This is a genomic window from Kerstersia gyiorum (assembly GCF_004216755.1).
GTDB lineage: Bacteria > Pseudomonadota > Gammaproteobacteria > Burkholderiales > Burkholderiaceae_B > Kerstersia > Kerstersia gyiorum.
Map to the genome: position 1 here is coordinate 246,726 of NZ_SGWZ01000002.1, position 18,530 is coordinate 265,255.

15 protein-coding genes are annotated in these 18,530 nt (G+C 63.1%); 6 read left to right on the forward strand and 9 right to left on the reverse strand.

The annotated features are described in order from the left end of the window. Nucleotide 1: 1 nt before the first annotated feature. Both EV679_RS07415 and hda read right to left on the reverse strand, forming a co-directional pair. Nucleotides 2–709 (reverse strand): HAD family hydrolase, encoded by a 708-nt coding sequence (locus EV679_RS07415; RefSeq protein WP_068368663.1) that lies wholly within the window; start codon nt 707–709, stop codon nt 2–4. Further along, entirely contained in the window at nt 706–1,404 is a 699-nt protein-coding gene (gene hda, locus EV679_RS07420; RefSeq protein ID WP_068368660.1) for a DnaA regulatory inactivator Hda, read from the reverse strand. Before hda ends, EV679_RS07415 begins: the two co-directional genes overlap by 4 nt. A 121-nt stretch (nt 1,405–1,525) precedes the next feature. Between hda and purM the strand changes: the two genes are divergently transcribed. Both purM and EV679_RS07430 read left to right on the forward strand, forming a co-directional pair. Next, entirely contained in the window at nt 1,526–2,575 is a 1,050-nt protein-coding gene (gene purM / locus EV679_RS07425) for a phosphoribosylformylglycinamidine cyclo-ligase (protein WP_130486882.1), read from the forward strand. Nucleotides 2,576–2,703: 128 nt separating this feature from the next. After that, nucleotides 2,704–3,969 (forward strand): GGDEF domain-containing protein, encoded by a 1,266-nt coding sequence (locus EV679_RS07430; protein WP_130486883.1) that lies wholly within the window; start codon nt 2,704–2,706, stop codon nt 3,967–3,969. A 54-nt stretch (nt 3,970–4,023) separates the two neighbouring features. Here the strand turns inward: EV679_RS07430 and miaA are convergent, their stop codons facing one another. The 4 genes from miaA to tsaE are packed head-to-tail and all read right to left on the reverse strand — an operon-like array spanning nt 4,024 to nt 8,901. Next, nucleotides 4,024–5,007 (reverse strand): tRNA (adenosine(37)-N6)-dimethylallyltransferase MiaA, encoded by a 984-nt coding sequence (gene miaA, locus EV679_RS07435; protein ID WP_130486884.1) that lies wholly within the window; start codon nt 5,005–5,007, stop codon nt 4,024–4,026. Between the two features lie 9 nt (nt 5,008–5,016). After that, on the reverse strand, nt 5,017–7,005 hold the full coding sequence (gene mutL, locus EV679_RS07440; protein ID WP_068368647.1) for a DNA mismatch repair endonuclease MutL: 1,989 nt from the start codon (nt 7,003–7,005) through the stop codon (nt 5,017–5,019). Nucleotides 7,006–7,015: 10 nt separating this feature from the next. Continuing rightward, nucleotides 7,016–8,419 (reverse strand): N-acetylmuramoyl-L-alanine amidase, encoded by a 1,404-nt coding sequence (locus tag EV679_RS07445; protein ID WP_130486885.1) that lies wholly within the window; start codon nt 8,417–8,419, stop codon nt 7,016–7,018. After that, complete coding sequence (gene tsaE / locus EV679_RS07450) at nt 8,386–8,901, reverse strand: tRNA (adenosine(37)-N6)-threonylcarbamoyltransferase complex ATPase subunit type 1 TsaE (protein WP_130486886.1); 516 nt, start codon at nt 8,899–8,901, stop codon at nt 8,386–8,388. Before tsaE ends, EV679_RS07445 begins: the two co-directional genes overlap by 34 nt. Before the next feature lie 292 nt (nt 8,902–9,193). Between tsaE and fumC the strand changes: the two genes are divergently transcribed. Beyond that, nucleotides 9,194–10,582, forward strand: a complete 1,389-nt coding sequence (gene fumC, locus EV679_RS07455) for a class II fumarate hydratase (protein ID WP_068368639.1) — start codon at nt 9,194–9,196, stop codon at nt 10,580–10,582. Nucleotides 10,583–11,041: 459 nt separating this feature from the next. Then, nucleotides 11,042–12,232, forward strand: coding sequence for a serine hydrolase domain-containing protein (locus EV679_RS07460; RefSeq protein ID WP_083969456.1), 1,191 nt, complete (start codon nt 11,042–11,044; stop codon nt 12,230–12,232). A 50-nt stretch (nt 12,233–12,282) separates the two neighbouring features. Here EV679_RS07460 and EV679_RS07465 read toward each other — a convergent pair whose 3' ends face one another. The 3 genes from EV679_RS07465 to EV679_RS07475 form a co-directional block, all read right to left on the reverse strand. Further along, nucleotides 12,283–14,499, reverse strand: a complete 2,217-nt coding sequence (locus EV679_RS07465; protein ID WP_130486887.1) for a TonB-dependent hemoglobin/transferrin/lactoferrin family receptor — start codon at nt 14,497–14,499, stop codon at nt 12,283–12,285. Nucleotides 14,500–14,990: 491 nt separating this feature from the next. Next, nucleotides 14,991–15,671: a hypothetical protein gene (locus tag EV679_RS07470; protein WP_130486888.1), complete on the reverse strand. Its 681-nt coding sequence runs from the start codon at nt 15,669–15,671 to the stop codon at nt 14,991–14,993. Nucleotide 15,672: 1 nt separating this feature from the next. Continuing rightward, nucleotides 15,673–16,554 carry a hypothetical protein gene (locus EV679_RS07475; protein WP_242611444.1) on the reverse strand — a complete coding sequence of 294 codons (882 nt, stop codon included), beginning with the start codon at nt 16,552–16,554 and terminating at the stop codon, nt 15,673–15,675. A 276-nt stretch (nt 16,555–16,830) separates the two neighbouring features. Between EV679_RS07475 and xerD the strand changes: the two genes are divergently transcribed. After that, the gene (gene xerD / locus EV679_RS07480; protein ID WP_068368632.1) at nt 16,831–17,745 is read left to right on the forward strand and encodes a site-specific tyrosine recombinase XerD; all 915 of its coding nucleotides are present in this window, start codon (nt 16,831–16,833) and stop codon (nt 17,743–17,745) included. 3 nt (nt 17,746–17,748) lie between these two features. Further along, the gene (locus EV679_RS07485) at nt 17,749–18,246 is read left to right on the forward strand and encodes an aminoacyl-tRNA deacylase (protein ID WP_130486889.1); all 498 of its coding nucleotides are present in this window, start codon (nt 17,749–17,751) and stop codon (nt 18,244–18,246) included. Nucleotides 18,247–18,530: the final 284 nt, after the last annotated feature.

The window sequence follows — 18,530 nt, forward strand, 5'->3', positions numbered from 1 at the left end:
ATCAGGATTTCTGGTCCGCCAATTGCGAGAACAGGTCGATGATGCGCCACTTGCGATCGGTGGCGATACGGCGCAGTTCGTCGCTGGGGTTGGCGGCGACAGGATGAGAAACAACTTCCAGCAGCGGCAGGTCGTTCATCGAGTCGCTGTAGAACCAGGTTTCCGGATAGTCTGCCAGGCTTTGGCCGAGCGTGGCCAGCCATTGCTGGACACGGGTGATCTTGCCTTCGCGGAAGCTCGGGGTGCCGAGGATGCGGCCGGTATAGCGTCCGCCGATGTATTCGGCTTCGGTCGCCACCAGGTGCTGCACGCCCAGGGCGCGGGCGATGGGGGCGGTCACGAAGCTGTTGGTGGCGGTGACGATAGCAACCAGGTCGCCGGCTTCCAGGTGGCCGCGCACCAGCGCCAGCGCATTGGGCTGGATCGCGGGCCAGATCATTTCGCGCATGAAGTCTTCATGCCAGCGGGCCAGGTCGGTGGGGTTGTGCGGGGACAGCAGTCCCAGCATGAATTCGGCCGATTGCTCGGCCGTCAGGTTGCCCTCGTTGTAGCGCACCATCAGGTCCTCGTTGCGCTGGCGGGCGATCTCGGGATCGCCGGCGCGCCCGGTGCGTGCCAGGAATTCGGCCCATTGGTAGTCGCTGTCGAGCGGCAGCAGGGTGTGGTCCAGGTCGAACAGGGCAAGGCGTGTCGGTGAGTTGGGCTTCATTGTCGGTTGGTGTTCGGGTCTGCGAGCATGGTCCGCAGCAATGGAATGGTGATGGGCCGGCGTGCAGACAGTGAGTAGCGATCAAGCTCGTCAATCAGGCGGGAGAGTTTCCGCATGTCGCGCTCGAGGTGCGTCAGTATCCAGTTGAGCACTTCCGGTGTCAGGTTGACGCCGCGGCTTTCCGCCTGCAATTGCAGGGCGGCAAGCTTGTCGGCGTCGGAAAGCGGTTCCAGGCGAAAGACCAGATCCCAGCCCAGGCGGGTACGCAAATCTTCGCGTAACGGCATGGACAGCGGCGCACGGTCACCCGCGAGTACCAGCGAGAATGCATGCGGGGACGCGGCGGATTCGCGCCAGCGATTGTACAGGGCGAATACGACAGCCTGCGCAGCCTCGTCGAGTTGCTGCACGTCGTCGATGGCGATCAGGTCTGCGTGCCTGCCGTCGCTGTCGGCAAGCTGGCGCAGGATATCGGTCGAACCGGCGGCAGGAAAATAATGGCGTAGTCCCGGCAGGGACGTCAGGCCGCGCAGCAGGTGGCTGCGCCCCGAACCGTCCGCGCCCCACAGGTACAGGGCACGGCCCGGGGCAAGGTCGTTGGCGGCCTGCAGCGCCTCGATATTTGGCCCGGGAATATAGTTTTCCAGGGACGGAGCAGGCGCCGGCAGCACGTCCAGCAGGAGCTGACGGCTCATGCCAGCGATCCTTTCTTGACGGAATTCAGGGTCATTGCGCGGCGCAAGTGGCGGTTCATCGTAAAATCAACTTCTTATTCAGCGAAACGCTGCGATTTTTACATATTCGACGGTTTTTTCCATGGCCCAGACAAACAAGTCCTCCCTGACCTATCGCGACGCAGGCGTCGATATCGACGCCGGAGATGCGCTGGTTGATCGCATCAAACCCTTGGCAGCGCGCACCATGCGCGCTGGCGTGTTGGGAGGCATAGGGGGCTTCGGCGCCCTGTTCCAGGTTCCCGGCAAGTATCGCGAGCCAGTGCTCGTTTCGGGAACCGATGGCGTAGGCACCAAGCTGCGCCTGGCTTTTGAATGGAACCGCCATGATACGGTAGGCATCGACCTCGTGGCCATGAGCGTCAACGATATCCTGGTGCAAGGCGCCGAACCGTTGTTCTTTCTTGACTATTTCGCCTGCGGCAAGTTGTCCGTGGACACGGCGGCTGCCGTGGTCGGCGGCATCGCCAAGGGCTGCGAGGAGTCCGGCTGCGCGCTGATCGGTGGCGAAACGGCGGAAATGCCGGGCATGTACCCCGACGGCGAATACGATCTGGCCGGCTTTGCCGTCGGCGCTGTCGAGAAATCCAAGATCATCGACGGCAAGTCCATCACCTCGGGCGATGTCGTGCTGGGCCTGGCGTCCAGCGGCGCGCATTCCAACGGCTATTCGCTGGTCCGCAAGATCATCGAACGCGCCGGTGCCCGCCCCGAAGACGATTTCCATGGCAAGCCCTTCGGCGATGCCGTGATGGCGCCGACGCGCCTCTACGTGAAGTCGGTGCTGGCGGCCCTCGAAGCGCATGGCGAGTCCATCAAGGGCCTGGCTCACATTACTGGCGGTGGCCTGCTTGAAAACGTGCCGCGTATCCTGCAGCCGCAATGGCAGGCCCGCCTGCATGCGGACGCCTGGCAGCGTCCGGCGCTGTTCGATTGGCTGCAACGCGAGGGCGGCGTGGATCACCAGGAAATGCACCGTGTTTTCAACTGCGGCATCGGCATGGTGATCGTGGTCGCCGCCGATCAGGCGGAAACGGTGACTGGCACGCTGGCTGCGAATGGCGAACAGGTCTTCCGCATCGGCGAGATCGTTCCGCGTGCCGAGGGTGCGCCGGGTACCGTCGTCCTCTGATCTTTCCTGCCTGGGCAGAAGTGCAGGGCGGCCCGCTGTTCGCGGACGGCCCTGCCTTCTGGTCCGGTTTGGGCTGACGCGCTGCTGGCGCGGGCGCTGCCGGCGGGCCGGATTCACATACAGCTGCTATGTTGCGAATTCGTCGATTCTGGCGCTACGTTACGGATAACATTGTTGCGCCGACCCAGCCAACGGCGGGCCAGCTCATGTCGCTGGCGTCTCCCCTGGGGCTGCCGCTGTCGATACGGAGGCATGCGGCCTCTGTGATTGCGGCGCGCATTCAGTTGCTCTCCGTCCTTTTTTTCGTGCTGGTGCCTTTGTGCGGCGTGATCGACCTGGTGGTCTTTCCCTGGCCGCAGGCGCTGGCGCTGCTGGTGTTGCGTCTGGCTGCCGGTGTCGTCTTCTTCCAGATGGCCAAGCCGCGCCCACTGACAGGCAGCCATCCATACAAGCGCGCCCTGGGCATGCTGGCCTGCATGTTGGTGGTGCCCTGCCTGTTCTACCTGGCGGCCCTGCGCCTGACCGGCGGCCTGGAGCTGACCGATGCGCAGTTTCTGATGATGCAGATCTATGCGTTGATGCCGACTGTGGTGTTGGGCGGCCTGGCGATATTTCCGTTGTCTGCGCTGGAAGTCCTGCTGTTTGCGCTGCCCGCGCTGGTCACGGCGCTCATGGGTATGACCATGGGCGATGCCCAGCAGCTTTCCTGGGCCCAGCATGGTGCGACACTCTGGTTCATGGCGCTGATGACAGGCATTGCCATGTTTTCCAGCATGAGTCAGTTGCATTACATGAAGAGCCTGGTTCACCGGGCCAATACCGATCCGCTGACGGATGCGCTGACGCGCCGCTCAGGGGTGGAAAGCCTGGAACGCCTGTTCATGCAATCGGCCAATTCCGAGACGCCGTTGGCACTGGCTTTCATAGATATCGACCACTTCAAGGCTATCAATGACCGTTTCGGGCACGATGCCGGCGACCGCGCCTTGTGCAGCCTGGTGCGCAGTCTGCGCGGCTATCTGCGCAGTAGCGATGTCTTGGTGCGCTGGGGTGGGGAAGAGTTCGTGATCATCCTGCCGAACATGTCGGTGTCGCAGCTGCCTTACTTCATCGAGCGCCTGCGCCAGGGTGGCCTGGGGCGAACCGAGGACGGTACCGCCATCATGGCCTCCGTCGGCGTGGCCGAGCGCATGCATGACGAAGTCCTGGATTGGCCCACACTGATCGAACTGGCCGATCAGCGCATGTACCGTGCCAAGAACGAAGGCCGGGCGCGTGTCATTTTGCCGGACGATACGACGGTGTCGCTGGCCCGGCCTGTCAGCACGCCAGTGGCCGTTGCGTCCAGCAGGGTCGATGGTGTGCCGGGCGGTGCGGGCGAACACGGCCAGTAGCCTGGCTGAATTCGCCGTTTGCGGCGGGTGCTGCCTGGCGGGGAAGGGCCGGCCTCAGGGGCGGTAAGCGCGGGCCAGGGCATCCAGCCACGGCGCCGCAGCGTCCACCGCCTGGGCCTGGGCATCTCTGGTCAGGCAGTCGACAGCCTGTCGTTCCGGCTGGGCCCGCAGCCAGGTGATTTGCCGCTTGGCCAGCTGGCGGGTGGCGGCAATGGCCTGCTCGCGCGCCAGCGGCAGGGCAATCTCGCCGTCCAGCCAGGACCACATCTGGCGATAGCCGACACAGCGTACCGACGGCAGGCCGGGGTGCAGATCGCCACGTTGGTGCAACTGGCGGACTTCTTCGGCAAAACCCTGTTCCAGCATCTGGTCGAAACGCAGGGCGATTCGCTGGTGCAGGGCCAGGCGGTCGGAAGGTTCCAGGCTGATGGTATGGAAGGTGTAGGGGCGCGCGGCCTGTCCCGCCGATCCGTTGCCATCGTCTTTGCGTCCCAGCAGCGCAGACATGGGCTGTCCGCTCAGCAGGCAGACTTCCAGTGCGCGCTGGATGCGCTGGCTGTCGTTCGGTGCCAGGCGAGCAGCCGTTACCGGGTCCAGGCGCGCCAGTTCGGCGTGCAGCGCAGGCCAGCCGCTGGCGGCTGCGCGTGCTTCCAGTTCCGCGCGCAGGCCGGGGTCGGCTTCGGGTAGATCATCCAGGCCTTCGCGCAAGGCCTTGTAATACATCATGGTGCCGCCGGCCAGCAGGGGCAGGCGGCCGCGCTGCAGAATGGCGTTGATCAGGGCCAGGGCATCATTGCGGAAGGCGGCGGCAGAGTAGCTGTCAGCAGGATCAAGGATATCCAGCATGTGCTGGGGCACTTGTTGGCGCTCTGCGACATTCGGCTTGGCCGTGCCGATATCCATGCCGCGATAGATGGTGGCGGAATCGACATTGATGATTTCCAGCGGCCAGCGCTGTGCCAGGGCCAGCGTGGCGGCGCTTTTCCCGGCGGCGGTGGGGCCGGCCAGGCAAAGAATGGGAAGGGAAGGTGCGTTCATGAAATTGCGTTATTGCCCGCGCAGGAACAGGCGGTCCAGTTCTGGCAGGTTCCACTGCACCCAGGTCGGGCGGCCATGGTTGCATTGGCCGGCGCGTTCCGTGGCTTCCATGTCCCGCAGCAGCGCATTCATTTCCTCGCGGGTCAGCTTGCGGTTGGCGCGCACGGAGCCGTGGCAGGCCATGGTGGAGAGCAGTTCGTTGCGTTTTTCCGTCAGGTGGCGCGACATGCCGACGCTGGCGAGGTCGGCAAGTACGGCACGGGCGAGGGATTCGATATCGCCATCGGCAAGCGGCGCGGGCACGCTGCGCACGGTGACGGCGCTGGGGCCGGCCGGCCGCATCTCGAAGCCGAATTCTGTCAGCAGGGCATCATATTCTTCCAGCAGCGCCACGTCTTTTTCCGGCGCACTGAAGACCACCGGTACCAGGAGATCCTGGCGCGGCAGGCCATTCTGGTCTATGGCATTTTTCAGGTGTTCATAGACGATGCGTTCATGCGCGGCGTGCATGTCCACCAGGATCAGCCCGTGGCGGTTCTCCGCCAGGATATAGATGCCATGCAGTTGCGCCAGTGCCATGCCCAGCGGCAGGTCGTCGCCGGTCGCAGGCAGTGGCTGAGAGGCCGGGTCGGCCTGTGCCGCAGTGGCGGGTGCGAAGGCGGGCAGGCTGGCAGGCGTGGCGCCAGCCATGGCCGGAGCGAAGGGCGTGTGGGCTGATGTTCCAACGCCCGTGGCGGGGGCTGCCGTGGTGTTGCTGGGCGCGTCGGCTTCCAGGGGGCGGTAATGTCGTTGCCAGTCGAATGAGCCGGCCTCATAGCGTCGCTGCGGTTCGGCCAGGTACAGCGGCGATTGCTGGGTATATTGGGCCGGCGCGGGGTGTTGCGTACTGTCGGGAGCTGCCGCGCCAGGGGGGATGTCAGCTTGCCCGGGCATGGCGGGCATCACGGACGGCTGGACGTTCGGCTCGACGCTGTGAGACGGCTCGGTGGCGGTGGTGTTGCCCAGTTGTCCGGCGCCGTGGGCCAGGGCCTGGCTGACCTGCTGCATGACGAAACGGTACACCGCACCGCTGTCGCGAAAACGGATTTCGCTCTTGGCCGGATGCACATTGACGTCCACGCTGGTGGGATCAACAGTCAGGAACAACACGTATGCAGGTTGCCGATCTCCATGCAGAACATCGGCGTACGCACTGCGTATGGCGTGGGAAACGGTGCGATCGCGCACGAAACGGCCGTTTACGTACAAATACTGGCGGTCTGCGCGAGCACGTGAGGCAGTGGGTTCCAGGACAATGCCCGACAGGGCGGCTGCCCCGATGTCCGCATGCAATGCGAGCCCCTGGCGGGCGAATTCCTCACCCAGCACGTCGCGGATGCGTTGCAGGGGATCGGTCTGGGGCCATTGGCGTACGGCGCGGTCATTGTGGAACAACTGGAAGGCAATATGCGGGTGCGCCAGGGCAATGCGTTCGAAGGCATCGACGCAATGGCCGAATTCGGTCTGTTCGCTGCGCAGGAATTTCCGCCTGGCGGGCACGTTGTCGAACAGCTGGCGCACGTCGACAGTCGTGCCGCCAGGGCCGGCTGCGGGTTCGGCCTGGCCTTGCAGGCCCTGGATCTGGTAGGCGTGGCTGGCCTGGGCGGTCCGGGAGGTCAACGTCAGGTAGGCCACGGACGCGATGGATGCGAGAGCTTCCCCGCGAAAGCCCATGGATGCCACGGATTCCAGGTCGGCCAGCGAGCCTATCTTGCTGGTGGCGTGACGCGTGAGGGCCAGCGGCAATTCTTCGGGAGGGATGCCACAGCCGTCGTCGGTCACGGCGATACGGCGTATGCCGCCGCCGTCCAGGCGCACTGTAATGGCGCTGGCGCCCGCATCTATGGCGTTTTCCAGCAGTTCCTTGAGGACGGAGGCGGGTCGTTCAATGACCTCGCCTGCCGCGATCTGGCTGATGAGCAGATCGGGCAGGGCATGGATGATTCTGCGTTCTTGCATGAACGCATTTTTAACTGATTTCGCGATCCAGCGCTGCAATGTGCGGGTTGGCGGCGTAGAAGCCCTGGATACCGGTATGAATGGCGGCCGCGATCTTCTGCTGGTGGGCAGCGGTACGCAGCAGGCGTTCTTCGCCCGGGTTGCTGATGAACGCGGTTTCCACGAGCACGGAAGGAATGTCCGGGGCCTTCAGCACGGCAAAGCCGGCTTGTTCCACGTTCTTCTTGTGCAGCGTGTTGATCTTTTCCAGTTCGCGCAGCAGCGTGCTGCCAAAGCGCAGCGAATCGTTGATCTGCGCGGTCGTGGAGAGTTCAAGCAGAACCTTGGCGACGTTGGCGTCCTGGCTGCCAAGGTTGACCCCGCCAATCAGGTCGGCGGCATTTTCCTTGTTGGCCAGCAGACGCGCCATGGTACTGCTGGCGCCGCGTTCCGACAGGGCAAATACGGACGTTCCGCGTGCGGTTGGCCGGGTCCAGGCATCAGCGTGTATGGAGATGAACAGATCGGCGCGGGCGCGGCGAGCCTTCTGTACGCGTACATGCAGCGGCACGAAGAAATCCGCATCGCGGGTCATGAAGGCGCGCATGCCGGGCGTGGAGTCGATCCGTCGCTTCAGCATGTGGGCAATACTGAGCACGACGTCCTTTTCCCGTGTGCCGCCAGGGCCGGTTGCGCCGGGGTCTTCACCGCCATGCCCAGGGTCGAGCGCGATCGTCAGCGGCCGGCGGCGGTTCGAGGTATGGACCGCCGGGGCGCGCCCGCCTGCCGGTGCGGCGGGTTCGGAGCGCGACGGGGCCGTGGCAATCTGGCCACCGGTCTGAGGAGCGGCAGGTTGCGGTTGCTGCGCCGGCGTGCCGCCAGGGCGGTTCGAGAGGTCTTCGAGAATCCGGGCCAGCGGGTCTTCCTCGGCGGGCAGGTTCTTGCTGTTCATCATGGCCAGCAAGGGGTCCTGCGCGACCTTCGGATACAGATCGAGTACCAGGCGATACTGGTATTCGGCGACCGGCTTGAGCGTGAAGACCTGAGGCGCGATGGCCTGCTTCAGGTCGAAGACGATACGCACGATTTCCGGGCGGTTCTGGGCCACTCGAGCGCTGGCGATGTAGGGATCGTCAGGCTTGATCTTGGAAACCAGTTCGTTGAGCGCCTGGTCTAGGGTCAGCCCTTCGATGTCGACGACGAGTCGGTGGGGATTTTCCAGCGTGAAGTGCTCGGCCTTCAGGGCGCTGTCGAGTTCCAGCGTGATGCGGGTGTAGTCATCCGCGGGCCACGTACGGACGGCCAGAATGCTGGCCGCGCGGGCGGTGCGCGGGATCACGGGAACGAGCAGCAGCGTCATGGCGCTGCCAAGCAAGCGGCGACGCGTCGCGTCTGCCGGTATCAGGGGCCGGGTGAGAGGATTGCGTTCAGCCATTTAAGCCCTCTTTCGGTATGGGCCGACAGATCCGCGCGGCGTCCATCGTCCAGGTATTCCAGCGAAATTTCTAGATCTGGCGGGCTCAGGAGATCGCCGGCACGTTCTGGCCATTCGATCAAAACAAGGGCATCTTCACGCAGGATTTCCCTGAATCCGGCGTCCAGCCATTCCCTGGATTCGCTAAATCTATAAAAATCAAGATGATACAAGTATAAGTTAAAAACTTTATAAGATTCAAGCAACGCGTAGCTTGGGCTCTTGATTCGGCCGCTTATGCCGCATGCGCGCAACAGTGCGCGGGCAAAGCTGGTTTTTCCGGCCCCCAGGTCGCCGCGCAGGTGGATCCGGCCGCCCGCGCCCGGGCCGGGCGCTGCGGATGCATCGGGACGGTCGCATACCAGCGGCGCCAGGCGGCGCGCCAGGGCTTCGGAGGCAGTTTCGTCAGGCAGATACAGCGTGTGCTGGGCAGGCGGGGGCATGTCGGCTCCGGAGGTGATGCGGGCAAGGCGGCCATTATAGGGACGAGAACGAGGCGCGCGCCCGGCTTGCGTGGCGGGAAGGGGCGGGAAAGAGGGGAAAGAGCGCGCAGGCAGGATGGACGGCGGCAGGCGTCGTGCCGGAATCGGTGGTTGGAATGGCGTTCCGGTGATATGGGCTGTCCGGTTCTGCTATCCTAGCGGGCGTTTAGTTCATCAGTCGTTCCATTCTCATTCTCAATGAAATCGGCCCGGAATTGATGCCTGGCCGTATCCAGTGGAGTCAAGCAATCAAATGAGCACCCGCATCGAAAAAGATACCTTCGGTCCCATCGAAGTGCCCGCCGAGCACCTGTGGGGCGCGCAGACCCAGCGTTCGCTGCATTTCTTCTCGATTTCCACCGAAAAGATGCCGGTTGCACTGGTTGAAGCGCTGGCCCGCGTCAAGCGCGCCGCCGCTCACGTCAATGCCGAACTGAAGCAGATCGACGCTGGCCAGGCCGATGCCATCATCAAGGCTGCCGATGAAGTCATCGCCGGCAAGTGGCCCAACGAATTCCCGCTGTCCGTGTGGCAGACCGGTTCGGGCACGCAAAGCAACATGAACATGAACGAAGTGCTGGCCAACCGCGCTTCGGAACTGCTGGGCGGCGAACGCGGCGAAGCCCGCAAGGTGCACCCCAATGACCACGTGAACCGTGGCCAGTCGTCCAACGACGTGTTCCCCACCGCCATGCACGTGGCTGCCGCCGTCGAGGTCGAGCGCCACCTGCTGCCGGCGCTGGCCAAGCTGAAGGCCGTCCTGCAAGCCAAGAGCGAGGCCTTCCGCGATATCGTCAAGATCGGCCGTACCCACCTGCAGGACGCCACGCCGCTGACGCTGGGCCAGGAAATTTCCGGCTGGGTTGCCCAGCTGGAAATCGCCGAAAGCCAGATTCGCGCCACGCTGCCCGTGTTGCACGAGCTGGCCATTGGCGGCACGGCAGTCGGTACCGGTCTGAACGCCCACCCGGAATTCAGCAAGCGCGTCGCCGACGAACTGGCACGCGATACCAAGGTGGCTTTCGTTTCCGCGCCCAACAAGTTCCAGGCGCTGGCGGGTCATGAAGGCATCCTGTTTGCCCACGGCGCGCTCAAGACCCTGGCTGCCGGCCTGATCAAGATTGCCAACGACGTGCGCTGGCTGTCCAGCGGCCCGCGTTCCGGCCTGGGTGAAATCAGCATTCCGGAAAACGAACCGGGTTCCTCGATCATGCCGGGCAAGGTCAACCCGACCCAGTGCGAAGCGCTGACCATGCTGGGCGCGCAGGTGCTGGGCAATGACGTCGCCATCAACATCGGTGGCGCCAGCGGCAACTTCGAGCTGAACGTCTTCAAGCCGCTGGTGATCCACAACTTCCTGCAATCGGTGCGTTTGCTGGCTGACGGCATGGCGAGCTTCGGTGAGCACTGCGCGGTCGGTATCGAACCCAACCGCGACCGCATCACCGAACTGGTCAACCGCTCGCTGATGCTGGTCACTGCCCTGAACCCGCACATCGGTTACGACAAGGCTGCCCAGATCGCCAAGAAGGCCCACAAGGAAAACCTGTCGCTGCGTGAATCGGCACTGGCATTGGGCTTCCTGACGGCCGAGCAGTTCGACGAGTGGGTGGTGCCGTCGCACATGACCAACCAGAAATAATCATCCGCCCCGTGCGGAGATTCATCGCGTTGGACGCCGTTCTCGGCAGAATGGCACGATGATGAAGGCATACGCAGCGTTATCGCTGGGTATGCCTTTTTTGTCGCCGGGCCGCCCCAAGACAAAAACGCCCCCTTGGGGGGGCAGCAAGCCGAAGGCGCAGTGTGGGGGCCCTTTTTGTCGCCGGGCCGCCCCAAGACAAAAACGCCCCCTTGGGGGGCAGCAAGCCGAAGGCGCAGCGTGGGGGCCCTTTTTGTCGCCGGGCCGCCCCAAGACAAAAACGCCCCCTCGGGGGGCAGCAAGCCGAAGGCGCGGCGTGGGGGCCCTTTTTGTCGCCGGGCCGCCCCAAGACAAAAACGCCCCCCTGGGGGGCAGCAAGCCGAAGGCGCAGCGTGGGGGCCCTTATTTATCGCCGGGCCGCCGGTAGGTAACAAGGGGTGCAAGTGCTTGGGAGCAAACATGGATGAAGCAATGCAGGACGATGGCCTGGACAGGGAGGCCTGCCGGCAGGCACAGGTCGAGGCCGGGGCGTTGGTGCGGCTGGGCGAAGCGATCCGCACCGACATCCGGGCAGGCCGGATGTATGGTGCTTCCGTGGCGGTGGCGCGTGGCGGCAGGCTGCTGTACCACGCTGCCATCGGCGAGGCGGCGCCTGGCCGTTCGGCCAGGACGGACGACATTTATTTATTGATGTCGCTGTCGAAGTCTTTTACCGCCGTGCTGGTTCTGCAAGCGATCGAGCGTGGCTGGTTCGGCCTGGACGACAGGGTGGCCGATTGGTGGCCAGCGTTCGGAGCCGCAGGCAAGCAGGACATCAGTGTGCGTCAATTGTTGACGCATTGCGCCGGCATGCCTACCGGGCTGATGCCGCCGGTGGATGTGCCGCCCGCGCAGATAGGTGACCTGGCGTTGTTTGCCGGTGCATTGGCAACCTTGCCGCCGCTGTATCCGCCGGGTTCGCAGGTGTTCTACAGCCCGACGGCGGCCTATGCGGTGCTGGGACAATTGCTGGTGCTGACCGATCCCCAGGGGCGCGCCTTTCGGGATATCGCCAGGCAGCAGTTGTTCGAACCACTGGGAATGAGGGATACCTCCTTCGGCATGCGGCCTGATGCCGCGCGCCGGGTGCCCATGTCCTATACCCCTGCCATGTCGACGCTGGAAGGTCAGGCTGTCGCCGGCTTGCTGAACCATGTGCTCGGTGAACGAGCCGAACTGCCGGCTGGTGGAGCGCTGAGCACGCTGGACGATGTGCTGCGTTTCGCTGAGGCCATGCGTCAGGAGGGCAGGCTGGGAGATGTCCGCGTGTTGTCTGCAGAGGTTCTGCGCGAGGCGTGCCGCAGTCATACCGGATCGGCACGCAATATGGGGTGGGAAGGTTACCGGCAGGAGTACGGCCTGGCGGAAACGCCTGCACACTATTCCTTGCTGGGTGGACAGGTGCGGGGAGAGGGCCAACATTTGAGCGCTGCGGGACGTTTCGCCAGTGCGGGGGCTTTTTATTCGGTAGGACGTGGCAGCACGCTGTGGATGGTGGACCCCGAGCGCGAACTGAGCTTTGTATTTCTCGGTGCCGGTGTCATTGAAGGCCTGGCACATACTGAACGCTTGTCACGGCTGAGTGACCTGGTGACGGCAGCTTGCCAGTAAAAAAAAACCGGAAACGAGAGGTTTCCGGTTTTCTCCTGGCCTGAGTGCTATCAGTAGCTGTAGCTCACCGAGAGCTGAACATTGCGGCCCGCTTCGGTATACATATCCAGGCCGGCGCTGGTGCTGCTGATGTCCTGGACGTTGATGCTGCGCCAGTACTTTTTATCGAAGAGGTTGAACACCCCGGCTTGCAGTCTCAGGCCCTTGGCTTCCGGCGGCGTGACCCAGCCGATCAGGTCCAGGGTGCCGTAGCCGGGAGCCTTGAACGTGGTGTCGTCCTTGACTTTGTCACGCTTGCGGGCCAGCGTGAGGATGCTTTCCGCACCCCAGTTTTCCTGGCTATAGCGCAGCCCCAGTACGGTTTTCAGTGGCGAAATGGAGTTCAGGTACGAGTTGTCTTCGCGATTGCGGCCTTGCGACCAGGCCAGCGAGCCCCAGACGTCCCAGTTGCGGGCGAACTGCCATTGCCCTTGCGCTTCGGCACCATAGATACGCACCCGGTTCACGTTCTGGAACTGGTAGTGGGTGAAGGCGGGATTGGCGTCGTCGGGCCAGCCTTCCATATTGATGAAGTTCTTGTAGCGGGTATCGAAGAAGGTCAGGCTGGCGCTGGCCTGGCTGCTGTTCCAGCGTGCCCCGAGTTCATACCCGGAGCTGGTTTCCGGCTTCAGGTCAGGGTTGGGGTGCAAGGTATAGCCGTAGTACGGGCTGCTCGTATTGCTGAACTGGCCATTGACCTCCACCAGGTTGGGGGCACGGAAGCCCTGGGCGTATTGCACGAACAGGGTGACGTTATCGGTTGCGTACCAGGTGGCCAGCAGCTTGGGCGAGAAGCGGGAATCCCGTTGTTTGACGGCAGTGCCGTTCTGCTGTTCCAGCGTCGTGTCCGACAGCGGATTCTGCTCGTAATGGTCGTAGCGGATTCCCGGCGTCAGTGACACCTGGTCGTGCAGGAAGCCGATTTCATCTTCCATGAACAGGCCGAACTGCGTGATCTTGGTCTTGGGAACGGTGCGCAGGTTGATTGTGCTGCTTTCAGGGTATCCTGCCGCGAACTCCTCGGTACGTGACTGCCACCACTCGCCGCCTGCGCTGATGCGATTGCTGACGGTGCCGGTCAGTTGCTTGGAGGCCAGGGCAGACAGGCCATACAAGGATTGCCGATACTGGCCGTTGCGTTCATACCTGGGAGCATTGCTGCGCACCTGGTGGTCAAATTGATCGCTATCCAGGCGCGAGTAATAGACGCGGGCGGAGGCCAGGTCGATGAGCTTGTCCTGATCCGGAGCCTTGTAGTCATACTCCATCGACAGGCGGTAGCGTTTTTCGCTGTCGTCCGTGTGGCTGGACAGGATTTGGGTCGCCGTGCCCATGACGGAGCCCAGCGCATTCAGGCGATCCGAGTGATAGTTGGTCTTGCGGTATTCGCCGGTCAGCCCCAGCTTGTGGCCGCCGACGAAGTCGTGCTGCAGTTTGCCCAGCACGTTGCTGCGGCTGTTTTTCTGCGGGTTGGGCTTAGTCCTCGATGCGCCAGTGGAGTCGTCCTTGCCCTGGTTCTCGTACTCGTGACCTTTCCGGCCGCCAGCCTGAATCAGCCAGGCCGTGTTGTCATTGTCGAACAGGCCGGCGAGCGCGACATTCAGGCCGCGGCTGCCATCGTCGCTGCGGTAGTCCATCACGCCACGGGCACCGAACGATTCGCCTGGGCGGATGACGTCGGAAGGGTCCAGGGTACGCAGGCCGACGATGCCGGCGAGGGCGGAAGAACCATATAGCGTCGACCCTGGGCCGCGCACGATATCCACCGATTTCAGTGAAGTGAAATCCACCATGTCCTGGCCGATGCTGTCCCGGCCCGTGAACTCGAAAACATCCGGCAGGCGAATGCCGTCCACAAGGGTCAGAACGCGGGCGCCCTGCAGGCCGCGAATATTGATTTGAGTGTTGCCGTTGCGCAGGCTACGGCCTGCTTCGATGCCCGGTTCGGCGCGCTGGCCGAGATCCTGGAAATTGTGGATGAAACGCTCGTCCAGGGTTTCGCGCGAGGTCGTCGTGGCCGAGGGCGGAATGCCTGCTGCGTCTTGCTCGAAGCGGGTCGCGGTGATGACGGTAGGCGTCAGCAGCCTGACGGGGCTTTCCTGAACGGTATTGACCTGGCTGGTGTTTACGTCGTCTGTGGCGGTGTTATCTGCAGCGATGGCGAGATTGGTGCCGGTCAGAGCCGTTGCGATCAAGCTACTCAGTAGCGTTGGACGAAGCGTGCGCATCAGTAAATCCACGGAGCTTGCAAGCGGAACCCGAGGCACGAGGCTGAAAGTGGCTGCATGTTGGGTAACGCTGTGCGGATGATTCGGAAATGGGTGGCGGATAGGCGGCAATGAGTGGTTTTGCCACCAGAGTGAGAGAACTTAAATGATTAGAATTCTTATGTCTATGTTAGAAAGTCTTTATTTTTATGGGTATATATCCCGAGAAATCTCTAAAACCTTAGTTTTCCTGGGCCTTTTCTATTCAAGTCCATAGAAAAATACGTGTTTCATCAGATTGGGTTGTTGTATTTTTCCGTCACGTTTGGCGGTTCGGGGGCAGGCGCGAGGGCGTTGGCATGCGGCCACTCGACAGCGTGGGGGTGCAGGCTCGCATGGCGGCAGATGATGTGGATCAGCCCAAGGCGCGGGCGCGCACGGACGGCAGGGGGTGCGGGATCTATCGCCGACGGAAAAACGATGGCTCGCAGGTGTCTGCCTTTCAGGGAAGGTTAGAGCCCTGGCACCGTCTTGAAGCCGCCGAAGAAAGCGCATTGGCCGGGAAAGCCCGGGCGGCCATCGCAGGCCTTCAGGCAGCCTGGCTTGTCTCCTGCAAAGTGCGCTGCCACTGACATTTCAAACCCGTAAGTGGGCGTGGTGACGTCGAAACGGCTTTCGCAGACGGTGTCGAGGCTATAGGAGAAGGTCATGGCCTCGTTGCGGCCATTGATGGAGAAGGCGACCTGGAAGCTGTCCAGGCTGCGCCATCCGGCGCGAGGCAACACCAGGAAACGGTAGCGTTTCTCGTCCAGGCGTTCGCCGAATACCTTCAGCTTGGCTGTGGAAGAATCCGTTTTTGGCGACGGATATGGCAGCGCCAGCAAGGCGCGTGGATCGCCCAGCACGCCCAGGTCGAAACCGATACCTTTCTGATAGAAAGGAATTTCGATATTGGGATAGCCAGAGATTGCCAGGTGTTTGTTGGGCGCCAGGCCTTGCCTGGACTGCGGCGCGTAGTCTGGCGCGCGGGCAAACGTCACTTCCAGTGTCAATACGGCTTCGGCGGGGTTGGCTTCTTCGCTGCGTATGTCGTCCAGGCGGTTGGGGCCGTGGCTGGCGCAGCCCGCCAGCAGCAGTGCCGGCAACGCCAGCGGTACCAGGCCTGCGCGGCGCGCAAAGCATCTCAAGCTCATGTCACTGCTCCTGCCGGACCGGGAGGACGTTCAGGCCTTGCCCGCGGAACTGCCATCCGTCTTTGGTTTCCTGCCAGCGGAAGTTTCGGTTGATCCACTCGGCTTTCATGTTCTCGTACAGGCGGCGTTGGTCGATCGGCTTGCCGGCTTCGCGCTGTTGCCTGGCGATCACGTAGGTTTCGTCCCATATTGGCTGGAAGGCTTTGTTTTGCAGCGCCTTGGTGAACGGTACACGGGCGTAGACCCCGTCGTTCGTTGCGCTGAGGCGGATTTCGTTGTCCAACAGCAAAGCGGCGCTGCGGTTGTCCGGCGCAACCGATACCAGGCGTGAGAACGGTGTTCCATTCTGCCCGGGAAGGCGGTCTTCGAACCACAGCACCTGCCCTGTGGAAGTGTCCAGCGCGCGCGAACCTGCGATGAACAGCAGTAGATCCTTGCGGCCCGGTTGCGCCAGGCCCAGGTCCGGGTCCCGCGTGTCGATGACCGGGCTGAGCACCCGAGCCAATGGCGTGTCGTTCTGTACTGAAATCAGGATCGTGCCCACTCCCATGAGGTCGTTCGATACTGCCAGCAATACCGGCTGGCCGCCGATCTCGGGCCCCAGGGCCTGGACATGAATGAATTCCACTGCGTTCAGGGGGCGATAAGTCTGGCCGTGATAGCTGATGGTGCGCAGGTAAGACCCGCTGCGCGAGTCCAGCCGGAAGGCGCCAAGCTCTTCGCTGACGCGGCTGTCGGCCCCCGGCTGTGCCGGGGTTGCCGTTTGCGCATTGGCGGCCATGGGCGCCAGCGTTACCGCCAGGGTCAGGCTGATCCTGGTCAGAATGGCAGGCCAAGAAATGAAATTGGTTCGAGAGAACTGCGCCACGGCTTCCCCAGTCATCCCTGCTTAAGTCGGAACTGATGGATTCTATCGTATGCGGTTCGTTGCCGATGCCGCCTGGTGGCTCATCCTGTCCGATCTTGTGCAACAAGGTCATTCAGCACATGCCAGCGATATCCTCCAGGATAGCAAGGGCGGCAAGGCTGTCGGCGCGTGCGCGCGTGCAGCAACCGAGTGCGCAATTCAACGGCGGCCACTGTCGTTCTTGACGGCTCACGGCCATTGATCCAGAATCAAGCGCTTCAATTTTTAGCAGGGCCGGAGGCCTTACGCGCGATGGCTCCAGGCAAGCAGGCAGCAGGCGACACGCCGCTGATAGACCCTTTCATTGACGCTTTGTGGCTGGAAGACGGGCTGGCGGCCAATACGCTGGCGGCTTACCGGCGCGATTTGCGCGGCTGGTCGGCGTGGTTGCAGGAAACCAGGGGCATGGCGCTGGCCGATGCCAGCGCGGCCGACGTGTCGGCGTGGTTTGCGGCCAGCCATGCCGATACCCGCCCGAGCACGGCGAACCGCCGCCTGGCAACCTTGCGGCGTTTCTATGCCTGGGCCTTGCGGCAGGGGCATGTCCGCGCCGACCCCTGCCTGAATATTCCCAGTGCGCGGCAGGCCGAGCGCTTTCCCAAGACCTTGTCCGAAGGACAGGTGGAAGCCCTGCTGGCGGCACCGGATTTGCGCCAGCCAGCGGGCTTGCGCGACCGTGCCATGCTGGAAACCCTTTATGCCACCGGCTTGCGGGTGTCGGAACTGGTGTCCTTGACGGTGCTGGATGTCAGCCTGAACGAAGGCGTGGTGCGGGTGCGCCATGGCAAGGGGGACAAGGCCAGGCTGGTGCCGCTGGGCGGGGTTGCGGCGGATTGGCTGCAGGATTACCTGGATCAGGCCCGCGGCGTGATCCTGGCGGGCAAGGTAACGGATGCCTTGTTCGTGACCCGCCTGGGAGCGGGTATGACGCGTCAGGCGTTCTGGCAGCTGGTGCGCAAGTACGCCATGTTGGCAGATATCCACGCGCCGCTGTCGCCGCACGTACTGCGTCACGCCTTCGCCACACACCTGCTCAACCACGGTGCGGACCTGCGCGTGGTGCAGATGCTGCTGGGGCATGCCGATATTTCCACCACGCAGATTTATACTCACGTTGCCCGCGAGCGCCTGAAAACGCTGCACGCACAACATCATCCCAGAGGTTAGCAAGTGAAGTCCCGCCACGTATCGGAAACGCCCGCGACACAGTTCCTCAAGCGCCATGGCGTTGCCTTCGAGGAGCGTGTCTATGATTATGTCGAGCATGGCGGTACGGCCGAGGCATCGCGGCAGCTGGGCATGGACCCGCATTCTGTCATCAAGACACTGGTCTTCGAGGACGAAAAGGCTCAGCCCCTGATTGTGCTGATGCATGGCGATTGCGAGGTGTCGGCGAAGAATCTGGCGCGTCAGACCGGCGCACGCAAAACGGCGCCATGCGCGCCAGAAGTGGCGCAGCGCCATTCGGGTTATTTTGTCGGAGGGACGTCGCCATTCGGTACCCGAAAACGCATGCCGATCTGGGTGCAGCAGAGCATCCTGGAACTGCCTCGTATCCTGATCAACGGCGGCCGGCGCGGTTATCTACTGGAAATCGACCCCCAGGCGCTGGTGACTGTGCTGGGCGCCAAGCCGGTCGATGCCGCCCTGAACCACGACGAAAGCTAGGGTGGCGCAGGTCGGTTCCGGCAGCCGGGACAGGTGTGCAAGCGCCCGCTTCCGCCACCCGGCGATCTGGCCGCCGGGAGCCCGGACAGTCTGGTAAAGTAGCGTCCTCGCCCTGCGGCTTGCCTGGCGGACCTGGTGCCCGGCTGCATAGACACAGGCTGTCTGGTGAACCAGGGGCAGGCACGGCAAGCAGCGGTCTGCGCCCCTCTCGGGGTACCTGGCGCATCCCCAGCGAATCATAAAGCCTTGCCGGCACAGGCTCCTTCAAAGAGCTTGCCGCCAGG